General features: G+C 59.8%; 17 protein-coding genes and 1 pseudogene. 4 read left to right on the top strand and 14 right to left on the bottom strand.

All coding sequences use genetic code 11. From position 1 onward, the window contains the following. Positions 1-141: 141 nt before the first annotated feature. Positions 142-351 (bottom strand): annotated as a pseudogene (locus tag RHPLAN_RS41090) (ABC transporter substrate binding protein); the annotation flags it as partial. 377 nt (positions 352-728) lie between these two features. Next, positions 729-1,646 (bottom strand): LysR substrate-binding domain-containing protein, encoded by a 918-nt coding sequence (locus tag RHPLAN_RS30385; protein WP_068026364.1) that lies wholly within the window; start codon positions 1,644-1,646, stop codon positions 729-731. 83 nt (positions 1,647-1,729) lie between these two features. On the opposite strand from RHPLAN_RS30385, the gene RHPLAN_RS30380 reads away from it, so the two are divergent. Continuing rightward, positions 1,730-2,779 (top strand): MBL fold metallo-hydrolase, encoded by a 1,050-nt coding sequence (locus RHPLAN_RS30380; protein ID WP_157100589.1) that lies wholly within the window; start codon positions 1,730-1,732, stop codon positions 2,777-2,779. 249 nt (positions 2,780-3,028) lie between these two features. Here RHPLAN_RS30380 and RHPLAN_RS30375 read toward each other — a convergent pair whose 3' ends face one another. From RHPLAN_RS30375 to RHPLAN_RS30340, 10 genes are all read right to left on the bottom strand, one after another. Then, a complete protein-coding gene (locus RHPLAN_RS30375) occupies positions 3,029-4,264 on the bottom strand; it encodes a site-specific DNA-methyltransferase (RefSeq protein WP_068026358.1) in 1,236 nt (411 codons plus the stop codon). Continuing rightward, the gene (locus RHPLAN_RS30370; RefSeq protein WP_157100588.1) at positions 4,264-4,674 is read right to left on the bottom strand and encodes a DUF5681 domain-containing protein; all 411 of its coding nucleotides are present in this window, start codon (positions 4,672-4,674) and stop codon (positions 4,264-4,266) included. Before RHPLAN_RS30370 ends, RHPLAN_RS30375 begins: the two co-directional genes overlap by 1 nt. A gap of 5 nt (positions 4,675-4,679) precedes the next feature. After that, on the bottom strand, positions 4,680-4,790 hold the full coding sequence (locus RHPLAN_RS41085) for a DUF7220 family protein (RefSeq protein WP_442971837.1): 111 nt from the start codon (positions 4,788-4,790) through the stop codon (positions 4,680-4,682). A gap of 66 nt (positions 4,791-4,856) precedes the next feature. Next, positions 4,857-5,114 carry a DUF6362 family protein gene (locus RHPLAN_RS41080; RefSeq protein ID WP_442971791.1) on the bottom strand — a complete coding sequence of 86 codons (258 nt, stop codon included), beginning with the start codon at positions 5,112-5,114 and terminating at the stop codon, positions 4,857-4,859. Positions 5,115-5,138: 24 nt separating this feature from the next. Then, the gene (locus RHPLAN_RS30365; RefSeq protein ID WP_157100587.1) at positions 5,139-5,516 is read right to left on the bottom strand and encodes a hypothetical protein; all 378 of its coding nucleotides are present in this window, start codon (positions 5,514-5,516) and stop codon (positions 5,139-5,141) included. 193 nt (positions 5,517-5,709) lie between these two features. Further along, positions 5,710-7,341: a hypothetical protein gene (locus RHPLAN_RS30360; protein ID WP_068026348.1), complete on the bottom strand. Its 1,632-nt coding sequence runs from the start codon at positions 7,339-7,341 to the stop codon at positions 5,710-5,712. Beyond that, positions 7,334-8,089 carry a bifunctional DNA primase/polymerase gene (locus RHPLAN_RS38690; protein ID WP_084245907.1) on the bottom strand — a complete coding sequence of 252 codons (756 nt, stop codon included), beginning with the start codon at positions 8,087-8,089 and terminating at the stop codon, positions 7,334-7,336. Before RHPLAN_RS38690 ends, RHPLAN_RS30360 begins: the two co-directional genes overlap by 8 nt. A gap of 25 nt (positions 8,090-8,114) precedes the next feature. Then, a complete protein-coding gene (locus RHPLAN_RS30350) occupies positions 8,115-9,005 on the bottom strand; it encodes a hypothetical protein (protein ID WP_157100586.1) in 891 nt (296 codons plus the stop codon). 169 nt (positions 9,006-9,174) lie between these two features. After that, on the bottom strand, positions 9,175-10,242 hold the full coding sequence (locus RHPLAN_RS30345) for a hypothetical protein (protein ID WP_157100585.1): 1,068 nt from the start codon (positions 10,240-10,242) through the stop codon (positions 9,175-9,177). Continuing rightward, on the bottom strand, positions 10,202-11,398 hold the full coding sequence (locus RHPLAN_RS30340; RefSeq protein WP_068026335.1) for a hypothetical protein: 1,197 nt from the start codon (positions 11,396-11,398) through the stop codon (positions 10,202-10,204). Before RHPLAN_RS30340 ends, RHPLAN_RS30345 begins: the two co-directional genes overlap by 41 nt. A gap of 366 nt (positions 11,399-11,764) precedes the next feature. Here RHPLAN_RS30340 and RHPLAN_RS30335 point away from each other — a divergent pair, with 366 nt between their 5' ends. Genes RHPLAN_RS30335 through RHPLAN_RS30325 form a run of 3 tightly spaced genes read left to right on the top strand, consistent with a single transcriptional unit; the run spans position 11,765 to position 13,988 of the window. After that, positions 11,765-12,214, top strand: a complete 450-nt coding sequence (locus RHPLAN_RS30335) for a DUF2924 domain-containing protein (protein ID WP_068026333.1) — start codon at positions 11,765-11,767, stop codon at positions 12,212-12,214. Continuing rightward, positions 12,211-13,521, top strand: a complete 1,311-nt coding sequence (locus RHPLAN_RS30330) for a recombinase family protein (RefSeq protein ID WP_068026330.1) — start codon at positions 12,211-12,213, stop codon at positions 13,519-13,521. Before RHPLAN_RS30335 ends, RHPLAN_RS30330 begins: the two co-directional genes overlap by 4 nt. Then, positions 13,521-13,988: a hypothetical protein gene (locus tag RHPLAN_RS30325; protein ID WP_198164569.1), complete on the top strand. Its 468-nt coding sequence runs from the start codon at positions 13,521-13,523 to the stop codon at positions 13,986-13,988. Before RHPLAN_RS30330 ends, RHPLAN_RS30325 begins: the two co-directional genes overlap by 1 nt. A 118-nt stretch (positions 13,989-14,106) precedes the next feature. On the opposite strand, the gene RHPLAN_RS30320 is transcribed toward RHPLAN_RS30325, so the two are convergent. Further along, a complete protein-coding gene (locus RHPLAN_RS30320) occupies positions 14,107-15,237 on the bottom strand; it encodes a hypothetical protein (RefSeq protein ID WP_068026327.1) in 1,131 nt (376 codons plus the stop codon). Then, positions 15,227-16,630, bottom strand: coding sequence for an MBOAT family O-acyltransferase (locus tag RHPLAN_RS30315; protein WP_198164568.1), 1,404 nt, complete (start codon positions 16,628-16,630; stop codon positions 15,227-15,229). Before RHPLAN_RS30315 ends, RHPLAN_RS30320 begins: the two co-directional genes overlap by 11 nt. Positions 16,631-17,507 lie beyond the last annotated feature (877 nt).

Genomic DNA, 17,507 nt, shown 5'->3' with positions numbered 1-17,507 from the left:
GCGTCGGCGAGGGGCATGGTCGCGGGGAAGTAACGGGACAAGTTTAGCCCGGCTGTACCGGCCCTCAAGTCAAAATTTTGGGCGTTCCAAGGTTAGCGATTTGGCCGTTGACTGGCTGTGACGCAGGACGCCTCTCCTCCATCAATCTAGAACGTCATCAGCCGTGGCCAATAACTCAACGGGAAGCGTAATGCCCCACACACCTGCCGCTTTGCGATGGACCAGCAACTCGTATCGGGTCGGGACCTGCACAGGCAGATCGCCCGGCTTTTCGCCGCGTAGGATGCGGTCCACGTAACTGGCCGCACGGCGGAAGATTTCGGTACGGTTCAGGCCGCCACACCACCCAGCCCCGCGATGAACTCCCGCCGCCCAATCACTCGATCACCTCATCGGCGCGGCCAAGGAGCGAAATTAGAAAGGTGATGCCGAGTGCCTTTGCCGTCTTCAAATTGATCACCAGCTCCACCTTTGTGGACTGCGGCCACGGGCAATTCGGCTGGCTTCTCTCCCCTGAGAATCCTTGCGGCTAAAAGCCCGGCTTGACGCCCCGCCTCATCGGCAGCGCGTTCGTCGCGAAGCGCCATAAGCGGACATTTCGCGCAGTGGCGGGCGGCCAAGTTCACCACAGCCAGCTCGTCGTCACGTGCTCAACAGCGCGAAGTTCAGCGGATGGTCCTCACTGTCGAGAGAAGGATGGAGGGCCGTTGGTGCTGGCCCCGAGGCGTTTAGGAGCTGGTCGCAGCCTGCTTCCGCAATCGAGCAATTTCGGCAAATCTCACGCGCACGAGGCTTTGGAACTGTTCAGCGGAAGGCGTGAGAACGACGTCGCGCACGCGAAGCGCTGAGACGACTGTCTTAACCTTCCAGCCGCGAACCGGGAAAACCACCAGAGTTCCGGACTTCAGTTGATCGGCCACGACGTAGCGGCGGATGGCCGAAATGCCGTAGCCTCTCTTCAAGGCCGACACGACAGCTTCATAGGAGGGAAGCTCCAAACGCTGCCGGGGCGCAATCCCCAAACGCGCCATCGCCACTTCCGAAGAGCTCCGCGTCGCCGAGCCTTCCTCGCGAGAAATCCACGCCAAGGATTCGAGACTGTCGCGCGAAATCCGTGGCGGACGAAGAGCGGGCTTGCCCACGATCACAATGTCGTTTTCCAAGAGCGGCTCCGCCTCGATCTCGGGACCGGTGACCGCGCCGGCGATGAATCCCAATTCGGCGCGATGCGATCGGAGCCGTTCGACCGCCTGTTTTGCCGTTCCGAGCTCGAGCGAAACGAGAACACCCGGATGAATGTATTTGAACTCTGCGATGATCTCGGGAAGCAGGTATGTCCCGGTCAACCACGACGCGACAATGACCAAAGACCCCGAACCGCTCTTGCGAAGCTCGTCCACCCCGCGGACCGATTGCGCGAGCAAGGACTCGGCACGCAAAACGTAGTTCGCAACGAACTCGCCAGCGCTCGTCAGCGACCCATCTCGCCGCGCACGCTCCACGAGCTTCAATCCCAGAAGCTGCTCAAGATCGGCGATATGTTTGGAGACCGCGGGCTGGCTAATGCGAAGCTCGCTTGCCGCCGCCGAGAAGGACCGGCGCCGGGCGAACGCCGAAAAAGCCCGCAACCGCGCTTCGAGCTGCATAACCGGAGATTATACCAACGTTTACAGTATGTATTTTTTTCTTTGGGCGCGGTCCCGTAGGGTCCCGGCGTGGAGGGTCGAAAATGAAGCGCGTTGCCACCTTGACTGTCGCTGCAATGCTGGCCGGCCTGCTTACGACGCCCAGCCAAGCCGCATCCTGTCTCGTCGTGACGCTTACGGGCACGCAGGGCGGCCCCTCGGTGTTCAATGGTCAAGCCGGCGCCGGAACTCTGGTGCGCTACGGCGACGACAGCAACGATTGCGGGGCGTTAAAATTGCAGTTCGACGTGGGACGCGGCACGAACCTGCGGCTCTCTCAGCTCGGCGTCGCGCCGCAGCAGCTGAACGCGATTTTCTTGACGCATACTCACGGCGATCACACTGAAGGCCTCGCCGATATCTTGATGTTGCGCTGGTACATGAAGGGTTCCGACATCGACATCGTTTGCAGTAACGACGCGGCATCGGTGCTCGGCGTGGTCCACAGTTGCCGGAAGTTCGTGATGCACATCGCGGATGCTTTTATCGAATCCGGCGAGGTTGACGAGCGGCGCTCCGAGGATAAGGCCCGGCTGGAAGGCGGGCCCGCACGAATGGTCAAGCTCATGACGTTCGATGCGAAGGAGGAACCGCAACAGGTATGGTCGTCCGGCGACGTAAAAGTCAGCGCGATACGATCGACGCATATTGCAGGCCACGCGTCCTACCGTGTCGATACGCCGGCCGGCAGCGTCGTGATCGGGGGTGATGCGAGCAATGACGCTCAGGCTCCGCCGCGGGCGCACTCGACGTCAGATCAGGTCGAGAGGCTCGCTAAAGGCGCCGATGTCATCGTGCATTCGACCATTCACCCGATCCTTGGGCCGGACCAAGGCAGCGGTTTCCCGGCTCCGATCTACTATCGGCTAAGCACCGCCAGCGACCTTGGCGCGGTGGCGCAGCGAGATGGCGCCAGATATCTGATGCTCACCCATCTTGCGCCTTCGCTGGGTGCGGTCCTGCACAACCGATGGAAAGTTCCGGGCGGCGCCTTGACCGAAGCAGATTACCGAAGAAGCGTGGAATCGAGCGGATACACCGGCACAACAATTGTCGGCACTGACCTGGTAGGCCTTCGGCTGCCAGCGAGGTAGGCATAGGTTCGGGCGACCTTAAAGCCACTTCTTATAAGTGGCACGGCAGCGCGGGCGCCTGATGTCCGCTGCGGGTCAATCACGTCGGTTTGGCCCGCTTTCCGAATGTCGATTGTACCCCCGACAGCGACCTGGCCCTCAGTGCAATATCTAATCGTCAGGGGCCTGAATCCGGTCTCATACGCTGCCATTGGCCGACGTGACGGCGCTGGACAGGATCAGGCTGGTGTGCGCGGCGGCCCATGTGCGTCAGCCCCCTCTGCGGTCGGCGCCGACATTGACGAACACCTCACCGTTCGCTCCCAGACGCGCGCTTTCGCCAGTGAATGCTTGCCAACGTTCCACCGCGACGTCGACATATTGGGGCGAAAGTTCGATGGCATGACAGGACCGGCCGGTGATCTCGGCCGCGATGATGGTGGTGCCGGAGCCGGAGAAGGGCTCATAGACCGCATGACCTGGTGAGCTGTTGTTCTCGATCGGACGCTTCATGCACTCGACAGGCTTCTGCGTGCCGTGGACCGACTTGGTGTCCTGGCAGGTGTTCGGGATGTTCCAAAGCGTCGTCTGCTTCCGGTCGCCGCACCAATTGCCTTTCTTGCGCACGGCGTACCAGCAAGGCTCGTGTTGCCAATGATAGTCGCCGCGGCCGATGACCAGCCGCTCCTTGGCCCAGATGATCTGAGCCCGGATGTCGAAGCCCGTTCGGATCAGGCTTTCATATGAGGTCGGGGAGTGCAGGGCGGCATGCCACACGTACGCGATGCTGCCCGGAAACAGCTCCCAAGCTTCCGCCCAGTCGGCGCGACCATCATTCTCGACTTTACCGGTCCGTTTCGAGCGGCTCAGGTCCCGATCGTTCCGCCATGCGGGGTCGTAGTTCACGCCGTAGGGCGGATCAGTCACCATGAGGTTCGGCCGGACGCCTGCGAGAACTTGGTCGACGTCGGCAGCCGAGGTGCTGTCACCGCACAGCAGGCGATGCCGGCCAAGCAGCCATATATCACCGGGCTGCGTGATTGGATTGACGGGAGGCTCGGGCACCTCGTCGGGATCGGTCAGGCCCGGGTTGGGCTTTGATCCGAGGGCGGCAATCTCGTCGGCATTGAAGCCGATCAGGTCGATATCGAAGCCGATTTCCTCAAGCTCGGCGAGTTCGATCGCGACCAGGCCTTCGTCCCACCCGGCATTGAGGGCCAATTTGTTGTCCGCCAGCGCGTAGGCCTGGATCTGTGCCTTGGTCCATCCGCGCGCGACCATGACGGGCACTTCCGTCAATCCGAGCTTCTGCGCGGCACGAACCCGGCCATGCCCGGCGATCAGCATTCCGGTTTCGCTGACAAGGACCGGCGTCGTCCAGCCCCACTCCTGGATCGAGGCAGCCAGCTGATCGACCTGGGCATCGCTGTGCGTTCGAGCATTGCGCGCGTTCGGGGTGAGCTTGGAGATCGACCAACGTTCGATCTTGTCGGCTGGCCAGTCCATCACTTCTCCTTGTTAAAATCGCTGATCGCAGGGAAGTCGTCTTCGGGTTGAGGAGATATGATGACCCTTTGGATGCTGGTGATTTCGGTTCGCTCCTCTTCTTCAAACTGACCCATCTGCTCGGCCAGGCGGAGGAGAGTGCCGGTGCTGCGTGTGTCTCCCTTGAGAGCGCCGATCACCAGCCCACGCATGATGGCTTCGGCCTTCGTGATTTTGCGAACGTCTTCGCCTTCACGAAGCTGGACCTCCTCCCTCATGATCTTGTGAAAAAGCGTTTTTAGATTTTGCGATCCCTTCGGCCGCCCTGAAGGGTTGCCGCTCTGACCCGGTTTGAACTGCGATTGCACCGGCGGGCGCTTGTAGCCGACCGTTGTGTCCGGCAACGCCCCCGCCTCTTTCGCTTTGGCCATTTGTGTCACCTCATACATTCCGAAAACTGGCCGAACAGGTGCACAGAAACTGGTTGGGTCAGCACGGCCAGGACAAAGCCTACGCAAACGCTCACGACCGACTCGATGAACGACATCAGGCTGGACTGACCCATGGTCTTATTTACCGGACGGGCAGCCACTCTGTCGGACGCAAAAATGTCTCAACTTTCAGTGTGACGGCGTCGCCACCTTCTTCGAGGTGCTGGCTGTATGCCGTTTAGTCTCGCCACGATGGTTTCTATCGAGCGCTGCCACTTTCGGTGCGCCGTGGCTCGGCTAACACCGAATTTCAGACAGATCGGCTTCCACCGTGTCCGTCGCGCTCTTGCAATCACCAACTCCACGTCATCGGGATTGACCCAATCGAGCCAATCTGGATGTTCGGACGCTCCTACGAATGTTAGAAGCCGCTGCTTCACCGAAGATTCCGTCAATTCTCCATCTCAACCTCCATCAGCGGCCAGTTGTCGGGCGGCATGTTCGCGCCGCTGCAGATGCCACGCATGCCAGCATTCCGAATGCAGCCACGTGTGGCTGCCTTGCTCCACGCCGAACGGCACCACGGTGGCGTCCGCTGTCTCAGTTTTTCCGCAATACGCACAGGAGCCGGCCGGCGAAGGGCAGGGATGCCGGTCGAGCCAATCCAGCAGCTGCTTTTCAGTCAGGATATGCAGCAAGTCGGCTTTCGACTGCCGCAGTTGCTTGATCATCGAGCCAGGAATTGGCTTCTCTCCGGCCCGCACGACGAGTTCATTCCCGCGTGGCCGAACCGTGGCGCCGATCGCGGCCAAACCATCCAGAAGATGGTGGGCGGCAGTCATCGCGCGCTCCGTAACTTCGCTGCGTTTTGACCCGAGTAGGCATAGGGGTCATAGGGGTCATAGGGGGTGTGCACAGGAGGGCGACGGGCCCGCCGACCCCTATGCCCCCTATGACCCCTATGCCTTTCCTTGTTGTCGGCCTGCATTTTTCGGAAACGAGACGAGGGGGCTGTGCTCACCGGCAGAAGAGCTTTCATATTGTTGCCTCCTCGCCTGGTGTTATCGAACGTTCGTCTTCGACCTCGGAAGGCATAGGGGTCATAGGGGGCTGCCGATGGTGGTGCTCGCGGCTGGCCTTTTCCAGCGCGTACGTCGTTCGGCCCCACTTCCCAGCCGCGTCCTGCCTCGTCAGCACGAACCCGGCGGCGTGCGTGCCGGCGAGGCCCTGAACTGCGTTCGCGACGTACTGTCGGCCGCGATTATGCGGATCGAGCAGCGCTCTTGCAGCTTCGTCGAGGTCTTTCAACTTGATCGGGGTGGCTTGGTGGTGTTGCCACCATGCTTGGAAGAAGTCCGCGATGCGCTGTCGCTTGGGATCGTGCGCCTTGAGTGTTTCGATGCGTTGCACCGGGTCAGTGCAGCCCAGGGCAAGCAACGGGTCACGGCACCATTCCGACCACGCCTCGAAACTTCCCAGCGGCCTGCCTTTCGGGATCGCGTTCAGACGACCCCAGCGCCAAATCGTGAGCATTGCAGTCAAAAGCTCTGCGCGCCGGGTATCGATTTGTTCGAGGAAGCCCGATTGGAACGGGCGGGACTCCGGGTCTTCGCACCTTGCGTCCAGTGTGCAGTAAAGGAATCGCCGTGCCAGATCCTCGGTGACCGTGAGGCCGTTGCCGGTGACGGCAATGAAGGCGGTGCTGTTGAGCGGCACCATCCTGGTCTGCCCAAGCAGGCGAACGCGGGCGGGACGCTCGGTCAAGACCGAGGCCAAGGTGTCAGACCGCAAAGCCACTCCGTTGGCGTTGTCCAGGAATAGAGCCGGCTGCGCCTCGATCAATTCAGCGGCGAGCCGTTTTTCGAGCTCCTGCCGGTCCGATCCAGTCGTAAAGGCACGGGGTCTCACGCCGAACGCGATGGCGCATATCGATCGGACGAGGAGGCCTTTGCCACTGCCGGCGCCGGACAGCGACGGTGCTGTGAGGAGTAGACCGGGAGCCAGCCAAAGACTGGACCGGCAACATGCCGTCATGAGCCCGATAAGGAAGGCGCTCTCATCCTGCCCCGGCGGCTGCGCCAGATCGACGACTTCGATCCCACTGTCGTCTCGGGTGCGCACCGCGTCCGAAAAAGGAAAAGTCCGGAATGCCTGACGGACTTTTTGCAACGATGCTTTGGCTTCGGCCTGGTTCGGATTGGGTGGGACGAATACTTCTGGAACGGAGCAGCACCAGAGTTGGGTCTCGGGATCGTAGCCGTTGTGCGACCGCAGGCTTCCGTCCGCTGAAAGTATCGGAGACATGCTGAAGCCGGACAGTGGTTTGAGATCCCAATCGCCCACCATGTCCAGGTACATCTGTGCCACGCGGTCAGGCAGGGTGATTGGTACCGGTTCGGCGCCGACGTTCGCCTTCATTGGTCGGCAGAGCCGGTGAGCTGCGATGATCACGTTGTTTTTGGTCAGCGGAATTGCCGCCGGGGAGCCGTCTGGCGTCCGAACGAACCGGACTGGCACGCCGCGGTCGAACATCTTGTCCGACGCAGCCAGCAAATCGCGCAATGCATGAACGGTGGAGGGGATGTCGGACGCGACGACCATCAGTTCTGGCTTGGCCGTCAACGCGAGATCCACGATTTCGGCCGGCGTGGGCAGGGCTTCAGGCATGATGGAGTCCTCCGGCGGCGCGGATGCCGCTGCGAGCGGTTCGTTGAGCTTCGGTGTAAGGCAGCCCGGCGCGGGCGGCGGCTTCAGCAATGATTGCGACCGCGCTATCTGCGCCAAGGAGGCCGGACGCCACCATTTCGCCGGCACGGCAAGCCGCCCAGAAGGTAATGCGATTGCGTTCGCCAGGCTGTGACTGGGCAACAGCCCTGATCAGCCCGCGTAACGCGGCGTCGCTTGGCACTACCGTGCGATGCTTTCTCTCCAGCCTGACTTCCGGCTTCAGTACCAACCATTCAGGCCAGGAGGAGGGCGGGACGTCGTCCAAGACTTCGCAGCCGGCCGCCGGCCACCATATGACGTAGCCGCCGTCGGCTCGGATATCGATCCCTGCTGCTATCTGCCCGGCGCTGCACCGTTGCCCCGGCCGATGCTTAAAAAGCAGGTGCAGTCCCCCGCTGCGCGTGCGGTGCACACGGGTGGCGGGAAGCCGATTCCGATGAGATGCGAACCAGCGAGCCCCACCGTTGCGAACGTCGACGTCGAGCACGTCAAGGCCGGATAGCTCTCCAGTCGGAATTCCGACAAGAGGACCCGAGTAGCGAAGCCAGAGTTGCCGCACAGCCTCGGCGCTCTTGGCCGCATCCTTGAAGCCATGCGGCGTCGCAGGGCTCTTGTCTGCTTTGCAGGGAAAGCAGGGAAGTCCGGTTTCAATTAGTTTCAGAGCTGCGGAGAGGGAGGAGGACATCATTGGGCGCCTCCCGTCGTGACCCCGATCACGTAGCCAAAGTCGCTCGCTCCGTAGCGGCGTTGCAGGAGAAACGCCCGCCCGGCGTCCGCCGCGGCCCGAGCACGGTCGGCGACACGATTAAGCTCAGCGGATCTTCCTCGCGCAGCCGACAGCCGTTCGGGTCTCGATCAATCGCAAGAAATCCGCGGAAATATTCCAGCGTCTGTCCTGGCACTGCCTCGGACAGCCAACGGCAAAAATCAGGATCGGTGATGAACAACCTGGGACTGACTGGCTGGTATCTGACGAGCATTGCCGCCTCGGTGGGGATGGCGCAGGCCTGCTGGTCACCTACCGTGCGGAGACCGGAACTGTCGGGAGACTCCACGACGTAGTCACCCAGACCGGCGGCCATGGCTCGGTTGCGCAGCCGATCGATATGTTCGTATGCCGTTGAGCGATGGATACCCGCCCGCCGGGCTCCTTCCGCAATGCTGTCGTCCAACAGCAGCGCGCAGGTTTGCCACTCAGACTTACCCAAACCATCGAGAAACCGACGGACGTCGAGTCCCAACGCCACCCATTCAGCGCCAGGCGACATTGGGTCCGGCAGAATGTCGTGAAGCGTGAGCTCTTCACCGTCAACCGACAATGGAGCGTCGAGCGAGAGCATGCTCCGCTCTGCGTTCTTCCAAGCGGTGGGGGTACGGAGAGTGCTGGCCCGATGGCCGATGATGCGGTCTGCGAAGGTGGCGAATGAGGCGATGAGAGGGTTGAACGCTGCTTGGCGCTGGACAAGGTCGGCTGCGAGGTCCTGTTCATAGTCCTGCACGTCCATGCCCGGAACGGCATTGCTGCGCGCCAACCGCTTGGCATGGGTTTGAATGTTGCGCATGACACGGCGCTCGAAGGCGCCGGCAGTCTTGGGGGTCTCCATGGAGGTTATCCGTCGGTCGAGGTGACGGGCTCTGGGCCCGAACAACCCCTTCCGGCGAAAATTCAGAAACGAGACGAAAAAAGCCGCGTCGCGCGCAGCGCGTTAAGCAATATCAAGGGCTTGCCGGTCAAAAAGAATTTCGGCGTGTGCAAAATTGTTCGACGAAAATTCAGAAATCTTGATCACGAGCATTCTTCGGCCGCTCGTCTCTCAAGATAAAACGAGCCACATAGGTCTGCTTTGTTCTGTCTTTGAAAAACGGTTCCTCATCGAGCCCAAACAGCTCCTTCAGTCTGTCGGCCAGCAGCTGCTTTTGCTTTTCCAATGCTGCCCTTTTTTTCTCCAGCACTGGACGCGTCTTGCCGCCGGACCCCGCCATAGTGAGCAAGAGAGCCCACGCGGATACATACCTGCCTGTTTTTCTATCCTTAAAACCGAACTGGTCCGGCTCGAAAATGCGTGTTTGCTGGCCGACGCGAACACTCAGCTTTTCTTCATCGACGAAAGTGAAAGCCAACATTTCCCAGCTGGTGTTGGGCGGGAGAGGCCAGATACATCCAATCGGCTTGGGACCGTGTGTGGCCAACAAGGCGGTCTTCAGAGATTCAAACAGGATTTCCGGATCGTGAATGCTGACAAATCGGTGGTGCTCATTGACACGGACGAATTCGTTTAGAGCCCACAGAGAATAGCCCCCGACCTTGAGAGCTCGATTTGCTTCGGTCGACAGCGAAGTGGTCGTAGGAACAAGCAGCACGGCGGGGGGTGTCAGTTCCGTAAAGGAAGGCAAAGTTTCTGCACCTTCCGGGCCGGGTATTAATAGCCCGACCGGAATTCCCTTTCCTGCCATCACGGGGTAAGTACCGATCAGAACCCCTTCTGCATCCCGCGAGGGTGAAATCTGGAGCAGCTTGCAAAGCTCGGATGCAAGCTTCTTGCGATCCAGGGCGAGGCACATCACGTCTTCGGCGGCGAGATCGATCGCATCGCATTCGGCAGGGCTGTTGCCACAAGTGGCCCTAATGCGTCCTGCCGATAGCTTTATGACTTTGCGCGGACAACCAATACCGCCAGGTGATGGGCAGTCGATTTCGGTCGCCAACGTTCCGGTCGACCTTAAAAGCGTTAGGGACACCGGCGAGTCGTTGGCAAGCCTCCGGAACCACTCGTGCCCGGTTGTGGATGCCAGTGGCAGATCATCCAGCGCTTGCCACAAGCGGGTGAGGGGTTTGGTCATCGGCGTCCCCTTCCTGTTCCAAGACAAATCCTCGTCTAGTCAGCCAGAGATCGATCGCTTCGCTGTCTTCGTTACGCTCATACTTCGCAACGCACGGGGGGCGAATCGTGACGGATCGCTCTTTGGAAGAGTCAGCGAATTTCACCTTGAATGTCGCGCTCGAGAGACGTCCCGAATTGACCAGGGTGCGGGAACGGGCGGCAAGCGAGCCAAAAATGTCGCTGCCTTTACGGATCTCGATATCTTGGTATGCGCCGCCCCAACTCCTTCGGTACTCAACTAGTCGTATCCGTTCGATGCCCGGAATGTCTTCGCACAACAGCGACTGCGCTCCGTGGTCGACGAGCGGCTGCAGGGTGAATTTGTCAGCTGGAGGGAAGTAATCTTCGTCGCCAAACAGGAGTCGGCCTAAGGTCAAAAGGTATAGCTTTCTCTCGCCTTGCGTGCCGGCATGAACGCCCAGCTCGTCCGTGCCTTGGTCGTAAATGAGCACGTCATGCTGCTGCGGTCGGTAGACCTCGATGTCAGAGCTGCCATTATCGAGATGCTTGGCCTCCCGTCTGGTTGGGAGCCCGTGACGTATGAGAATCCACAAGCGCTCCTTCCGCGGGAAGAAAAACGCACGGCAGCCTCGTCCGCGGTTGTGCTGGTCAAACCAATCATCAAGCGAGCGTTCGATGTCGGATCGCACATGGCCTTCCACTATGGGAAGTGATGCGGCGCCGGCGTGGAGGCCGCCGTAGTACAGGAAGTTCTTTTGTCGAAAAGCAACGTTTTGCGCGTGTCGCTCACGCACCATTTCTGGGTCGGCGACCCAAACCTGGATTGTCACGTCCGCCGGGGAGGTCATCAGATCGGACCGTATGGAAATTCCGCGCGCGGCTGCTGCAAACAACAGCGCATCCATGTCCTCGTCGGTCGACGTTTCATGGATGTAGTACAGCGCATCGATCAGATCGTGCGGCGCGTTCTCATTAGGATCGATCAGGCATTGCTTAAGTGCATCCCAGTCGGCGCTTTTCCATGACCGGTCCAACTTCAATCCGTGGGCTGCGAGATACACACTCCAGGGCCGGAGAAAGGCCTGGAGGCAGCTTTGATCGACTGTGCTCAGAAAGTCTGGGTCGGTGAACTTACGGAGAACGAGGGTAGGCATTTCAGCACCTCTTTCTGTAAGTGAATGAGAGCGAGAATCTCCCTGCGAAATTTGAGTCTAGCAGCGCGCAACCGCCGCCCGGCGCAACCTCCGACTCAATCCCCGCAATCCGACAGATTCGTTGTTCCGAAGGTAAATGGGCCCGGGTGCAATGGATTAAGCGGCTCTACAGATGCTCGGACGCGAAGCTGATGTCTCTTCTTGGGACAGAGTTGAGGAAATCGCCGACATTCTCGCGGCCGGCCTCCAGCGTCTCCGCGCTCGACAGTCAACTGCAATTTCTCCGCACTTCGGAGAAAGTGCGCTGGACTGTGTCGGGGTTCAGAGCGGTCCTGCCGACGTTCTCACGTCGGAAGGAGGCTCACGTTGACCGATACCGTGTTGGCCAAAATCGCGGCCCTGCAAATTGCGCCCATCAAGGAGCTGAAACAGAAATGGCGCGATCTCTTTGAGACCGAGCCGCCGCTCTACAACAGGCGGTTCCTGGAGCACCGGCTCGCCTATCGCATTCAGGAGCTGGCCTATGGCGGGCTCAAGCCCGAGACCGTGAAGCTGCTTCGTAAGTTGGGCGAGGAACTCGATGGAGGCGATCCGGCCGTTCGGCGCCGTCGACCATCCCAGGACCGCCCGGTGGCAGGCACGCGCCTGATCCGCGAGTGGCAGGGCGTTGAGCACTGCATCACGGTGTTGAACGACGGCTTCGAATATCAGGGCTGCCCGTATCAATCGCTCTCAGCCATAGCTCGTCGGATCACAGGCACGCGCTGGAACGGCTGGGTCTTCTTCGGCCTGAAGAACCGCAAGGGTGTCGCATGAAGAAGCCGATCGTGCGCAAGCTCCGTTGCGCGGTCTACACCCGGAAGTCGTCAGAGGAGGGCTTGGACCAGGAGTTCAACAGCCTCGATGCGCAGCGCGAGTCATGCGAGTCGTATGTCGCTAGCCAACGGGCCGAAGGATGGCTGCTTGTCCCGGACCGGTATGACGACGGCGGCTTCTCTGGCGGCAATCTCGAACGGCCTGCCCTGCAGCGGCTGCTGGCCGATATCGAAGCGGGCAAGGTCGATATCGTGGTCGTCTACAAGATCGACCGGCTGAGCCGTTCCTTGGCTGACTTCATGAAGCTCATGGAGCGGTTCGAAGCCAAGGGCGTCACCTTCGTGAGCGTCACGCAGTCGTTCAATACGACAACGTCGATGGGACGGCTGATGCTTAACGTCCTGCTCTCGTTCGCGCAATTCGAGCGCGAGGTGATCGGCGAGCGCATCCGCGACAAGGTCGCAGCATCAAGGCGCAAGGGCATGTGGATGGGAGGGTGGACGCCGCTCGGCTATGACGTGAAGGACCGGAAACTGGTCGTGAACTGCCGCGAAGCTGCGACCGTGAAGATGGTGTTCGAGCGCTTCATCAAGGTCGGATCGGCGACCCAGCTCGTCGAGCAACTCAGATCTGAAGGAGTCACTGGCAAGAACGGTCGACTGGTCGACAAGGGCTATCTGTATCAGCTCCTCAAGAACCGCGTGTACATTGGCGAGGCCGTACATAAGGGCGACTCCTATCCAGGCGAGCACAAGTCAATCGTGCCGCGGCAGCTCTGGGACAAGGTCCACGCCATTCTTGAAGGCAATGCTCGCAAGCGGGCGGCGAAGGCCCGTGCGCAGACGCCCGCGCTTCTGAAGGGCATCATCTTTGGTCCGACGGGCTGCGCGATGACGCCGACGCACACACGGAAGCGCGGCCGGCTCTATCGCTACTACATGGCCAGCGACCTGCTTAAGCACGCTGCGGAATGTCCGGTGCGCCGCGTCCCTGCCGGCGAGATCGAGAATGCGGTCGTGGATCAGGTGCGAGGTCTGCTCCGTGCGCCCGAGATCATCGTCAGGACCTGGCGCGGGGCAAAGCAGCTGGCACCTGACATAGATGAAGGCGAGGTGAGGGAGGCGTTGCATCGGCTCGACCCGCTCTGGAACGAGCTATTCCCTGCGGAGCAGGCCCGGGTCGTTCAGCTGCTGGTCGAGCGCGTGGACGTCAGCCCGGACAGACTGGACATTCGGCTCAGGACGGAAGGACTGACGAACATCGCTAGTGACCTACGCTTGGTCGGTGCAACGGCGAGGGCAGCGTGATGGCCAAGCTCAAAGCCAAGGGCGACGACAAGACGATCACGGTCCGGGTCCCCATCGCGATCCGAAAGCGCGGCGGCCGGAAGCTAGTGATTGCGCCTGATGGAAGCCCGGCAAGCCCTATGGCTGGGCCCCGCGTTGACGATGCCTTGCTGAAAGCGATCGCGCGGGCGTTTCGCTGGCAGGAACTGCTGGAGAATGGGACCTACGCCACGATTGCTGAAATCGCGGAGGCCGAGAAGATCAATGAAACCTATGTTGGCCGTGTGCTGAGGCTCGCCTTGCTTAAGCCGGCGATCGTTCAGTCTATACTCGACGAGCTACCCATCCTTCAGTTGAACGACCTGATGAAAACGTTTCCTATCGAATGGAACGTTCAGGACAGTCATTTCGGGATCAGAAAGGAGTTGGGCTCTATGTCGGCTAGCAAGGGCCTTTGTCGCCTCGAGCCAGCGGCCCGGCTCTCATGATTGGCCTGTGACGCCTTCAATTTGCTGTTTCATCCGACGTTCTAATCTTAATTAACTGGCGAACTCGGGCGATAGTGGCTCAGCTGCGCCAGTTGTCCGATGTAACGCACGCCGACAATTACTTTCGCGCCCCGCGTTCAGCGGTTTCAGCCAAATGCTTCAACTCGTAATCCTTGAAGTTCTTAGCCCGTGACTTGATGACTTCATCGATGTTGTCCTTGTTCACGCGGATGCCAAAGTCCGCAGGGACTGCAACCTCGGAATTGCTGAAGATCCTTGCGGCCATCAGTTCGGCAACGGGCTGGCGGAAGTGGCTGCCCTCGTAGTACAGCGCGTTGGATGTCGTTACCGAATTGTAGGAGGCAAAGTCCCAAAACGGCGTGAGTCCGGCAATCAGCCGGATGCATCGGAGAAAATCAGGCGTCAGCAGGGTGTTGAGGACAGAAGCGTGGTGCGGCGTCGTGAAGAAAGTGCAGCGAAGCGAATGCTCGCGACAGATTTGGACAATTTCTGCGAGGGCCGCAGCATTGTTCTGATCCTGGGTCGCACGCACCCGCCGAACGGGGTTGAAGTTCATCATTTGATCGAAATCGCGGAGGTGCCCGGCCATGTCATTGGCAATTTTGCGATCCAGACGATCGTCGACCCAAATGCCGGTCGTCTCCAGTTCGTATCGGACGGGTGGCTCTCCCCCCGTCAGGTTCAGATAGGCTTTCTTCGCGATCACTCGCAGCGGCATCGTCACGAGATTTTCCGCATAGAACGCCACTTTGGAATGATGTTCGACGGCGGGATGGCGCCAGAAACCGATCTGAGCCGCGCCCCATTCTGACATGCCCATGAACATGTCGACGTCGATTTCGATGTAGTGTTGGCTGATCTCCGGATGCGTTGCGGTGATGTATTTGATGTAGTCCCGATGATCGCCCAACGTGCCGTTGCCATACCACATGTTGTAGAAGCGCCCGCCCGGGTTATAGCGTTCGATCACGGCCGGTGGTGTGTTGCCGATGCGCGATGAGCCCCACATTAATCCGTTGAAGCGGTCTCGGTGGGCGTCGAGAAACTCGACTTTGAGAAACCGGTCGTTGATTTCGATCTGCTTGGGAAACCATCCAGTCTGAAACACGCCGAACGGATCGACGACATAGTTCAGTGCGATCGTGATGATGAACGGCACCAGCACCACCGCGGCGATGAATAGGCTATAGCGTCTGGCGGCGCGCAGCTCTTTCGTTTCAGAAGTCAAAGTACAAGAACTCCGAGGCGCGGTTGATCTCCAGCAGCGCGAGCCAGAACATCGTCAGCACGGCAACAGCCGACACTGGCGACGGCCGCCAATGCAGACTGAAAATGCCCTGCCGTTCGATGACGATCTGCTGCGAGTTCGGCATCGCCACCGTCATCATCAGCAGACCGGCAAGCCAAAGAACCTCTATCCGGCCGGAGTAATTGGTCAACGTCTCGAGTTGGAAGAATCCTCCGCCGTGTGCGACAAGCGGCTGCACGGCGTTGGCCCATTCCGATGGGAGTACGATGCCGTGCGCGCCGCTCATCGCGGTCAGTATCGCAAGTGCGCTCCTCATGTCAGGCGCGCGGAAGAACACCCAGGCCACCACCACCGCCACAAACGTGATTGCCCAGGCGAGTGCGCCGGTGATCAAGGGCATTCGCGAGTTCAGAGCAATGCGCCCGCGCAGCGTTTGCCAGCCGTGATTGACGACCAGATAGAGGCCATGCAGACCGCCCCAGATGATGAAAGTCCAGCCTGCGCCATGCCAAAGGCCGCCGAGCAACATCGTGACCGCGAGGTTTATGTATCGCCGCGTGACGCCGTGGCGATTGCCCCCCAGCGGAATGTAGAGGTAATCCCGCAGGAAGCGGGACAGCGTCATGTGCCAGCGGCGCCAGAAGTCGATGACGTTGAGGGACTTGTACGGCGAGTTGAAGTTGATGGGAAGCTTGACGCCAAACAACAGCGACACCCCGATGGCCATGTCGCAATAGCCGGAAAAGTCGAAATAGAGCTGCAGCGTATAAGCCAGCGCACCGCACCAGGCTTCGATGAAGGTTACCGGCAGGCCGGCCGCCGGTGCCGCAAACACCGGCGCCGCGAAAGCCGCGACGTCATCGGCGATCATCACTTTTTTGAACAACCCGATGGCAAACATCGTGAGGCCCGCGGCAATGGCGTCGTAACGCGGCCGGTAGTTCGAACGGTCTTCGAATTGGGTAATCATCTCGCGATGGTGCAACAGCGGCCCGGCAATCAGGTGCGGAAAATAAGTGACGAACACCGCATAGTGCACCGGGTTGAAGCTATCGACCTGGTCGTTCCGGGCATCGACCAGATACGTGATTTGCGTAAAGGTGAAGAACGAAATGCCGAGCGGCAAAACCACATGGCCGATCGTCCAATCGATCGCGCCGACGCTGTTGGCGACGCCGACGAAAAACTCCGCATACTTGAAATAGCCGAGTACGGCGAGATCGATTACGATTCCTGTGCCAAGGATCAGGTCGCGGCGTGGCCCCCTTGGAGCAGCGGCAATCGCGCGGCCGATGGCATAATTGAAAGCGATCGACAGGCCGAGCAGCGGCACATAAGCGACGTTCCACCAGCCGTAAAAGAAGAGCGACATTCCGGCGAGCCAGACGCCCGCCGCCATCTGATTATGTCGGCCGATGATAAAATAACCCGAGAGGGTGACCGGTAGAAAAATGAAGATGAAATGGATGGAATTAAACAGCATCCTCGCATCCGCCCCGCAACCCAAGCCCGTCGTCAGCTAGCGCGAAACGCATGCCACACGCAACGCGAGAGTTATCGAAATATTCCGCCATAAGCGCAAGCGTCTCACGAGCTCGCCGATTCATAATGCAACAGCGGTCGCTCAAGCCCGCATCTGATAAAAGTTCCGCCAAGCCCCGACCTTGGGCATTTCGCTCCGCAGCTGCTGCTCGAAAACCTCGGGCAACCGAGATTCATTTCCAACCGGCCGCAAGGGCCGGGTCAAAAGACGTTTAATTTCAGGCGCCTAAAATTCCGCACTAAATCCCGAAGTGCGGAGGTTTGGAGACTATTGGGCTGGGAGAGAGAATTTTGAGGTTTCCGCAGGGAGTCGAAGTGCGGAGGAGTTCGAGGGATAGCCTGTAAACGCTGGGCCTTTTGCATAGCCTCGGCGGCGGCGGAGAATAATCCGCAAGTGTCGGCTGGCGGAGAGAGTGGGATTCGAACTGGCGGTACGGAATTGCTCCCGCGTCGACCAAGGACCTTCGCGAACGGACCACAGATTGACCACAGAAATCCCGTGAACAGACGCGAACAAACGTGGTTGAACACGATGAAAAACGCCAATGTTTATCGAGTTTCTCGGATAGACAAAGCCGCTCATAACGGTCTGCTTGCAGGTCGCGCTTCAGCGCGGCGCCGTTTACATTTCGCTTGTAACCCATTGATCCAGAATGGCTCGTTTTGGCGACGTTTACAGCTAAGTCATTGACGTCCTGTCGAAAACA

Source organism: Rhodoplanes sp. Z2-YC6860 (assembly GCF_001579845.1).
Classification (GTDB): Bacteria; Pseudomonadota; Alphaproteobacteria; order Rhizobiales; family Xanthobacteraceae; genus Z2-YC6860.
The sequence above is the reverse complement of the archived record's forward strand: the minus strand, read 5'-3'. Positions and strand labels throughout refer to the sequence as shown.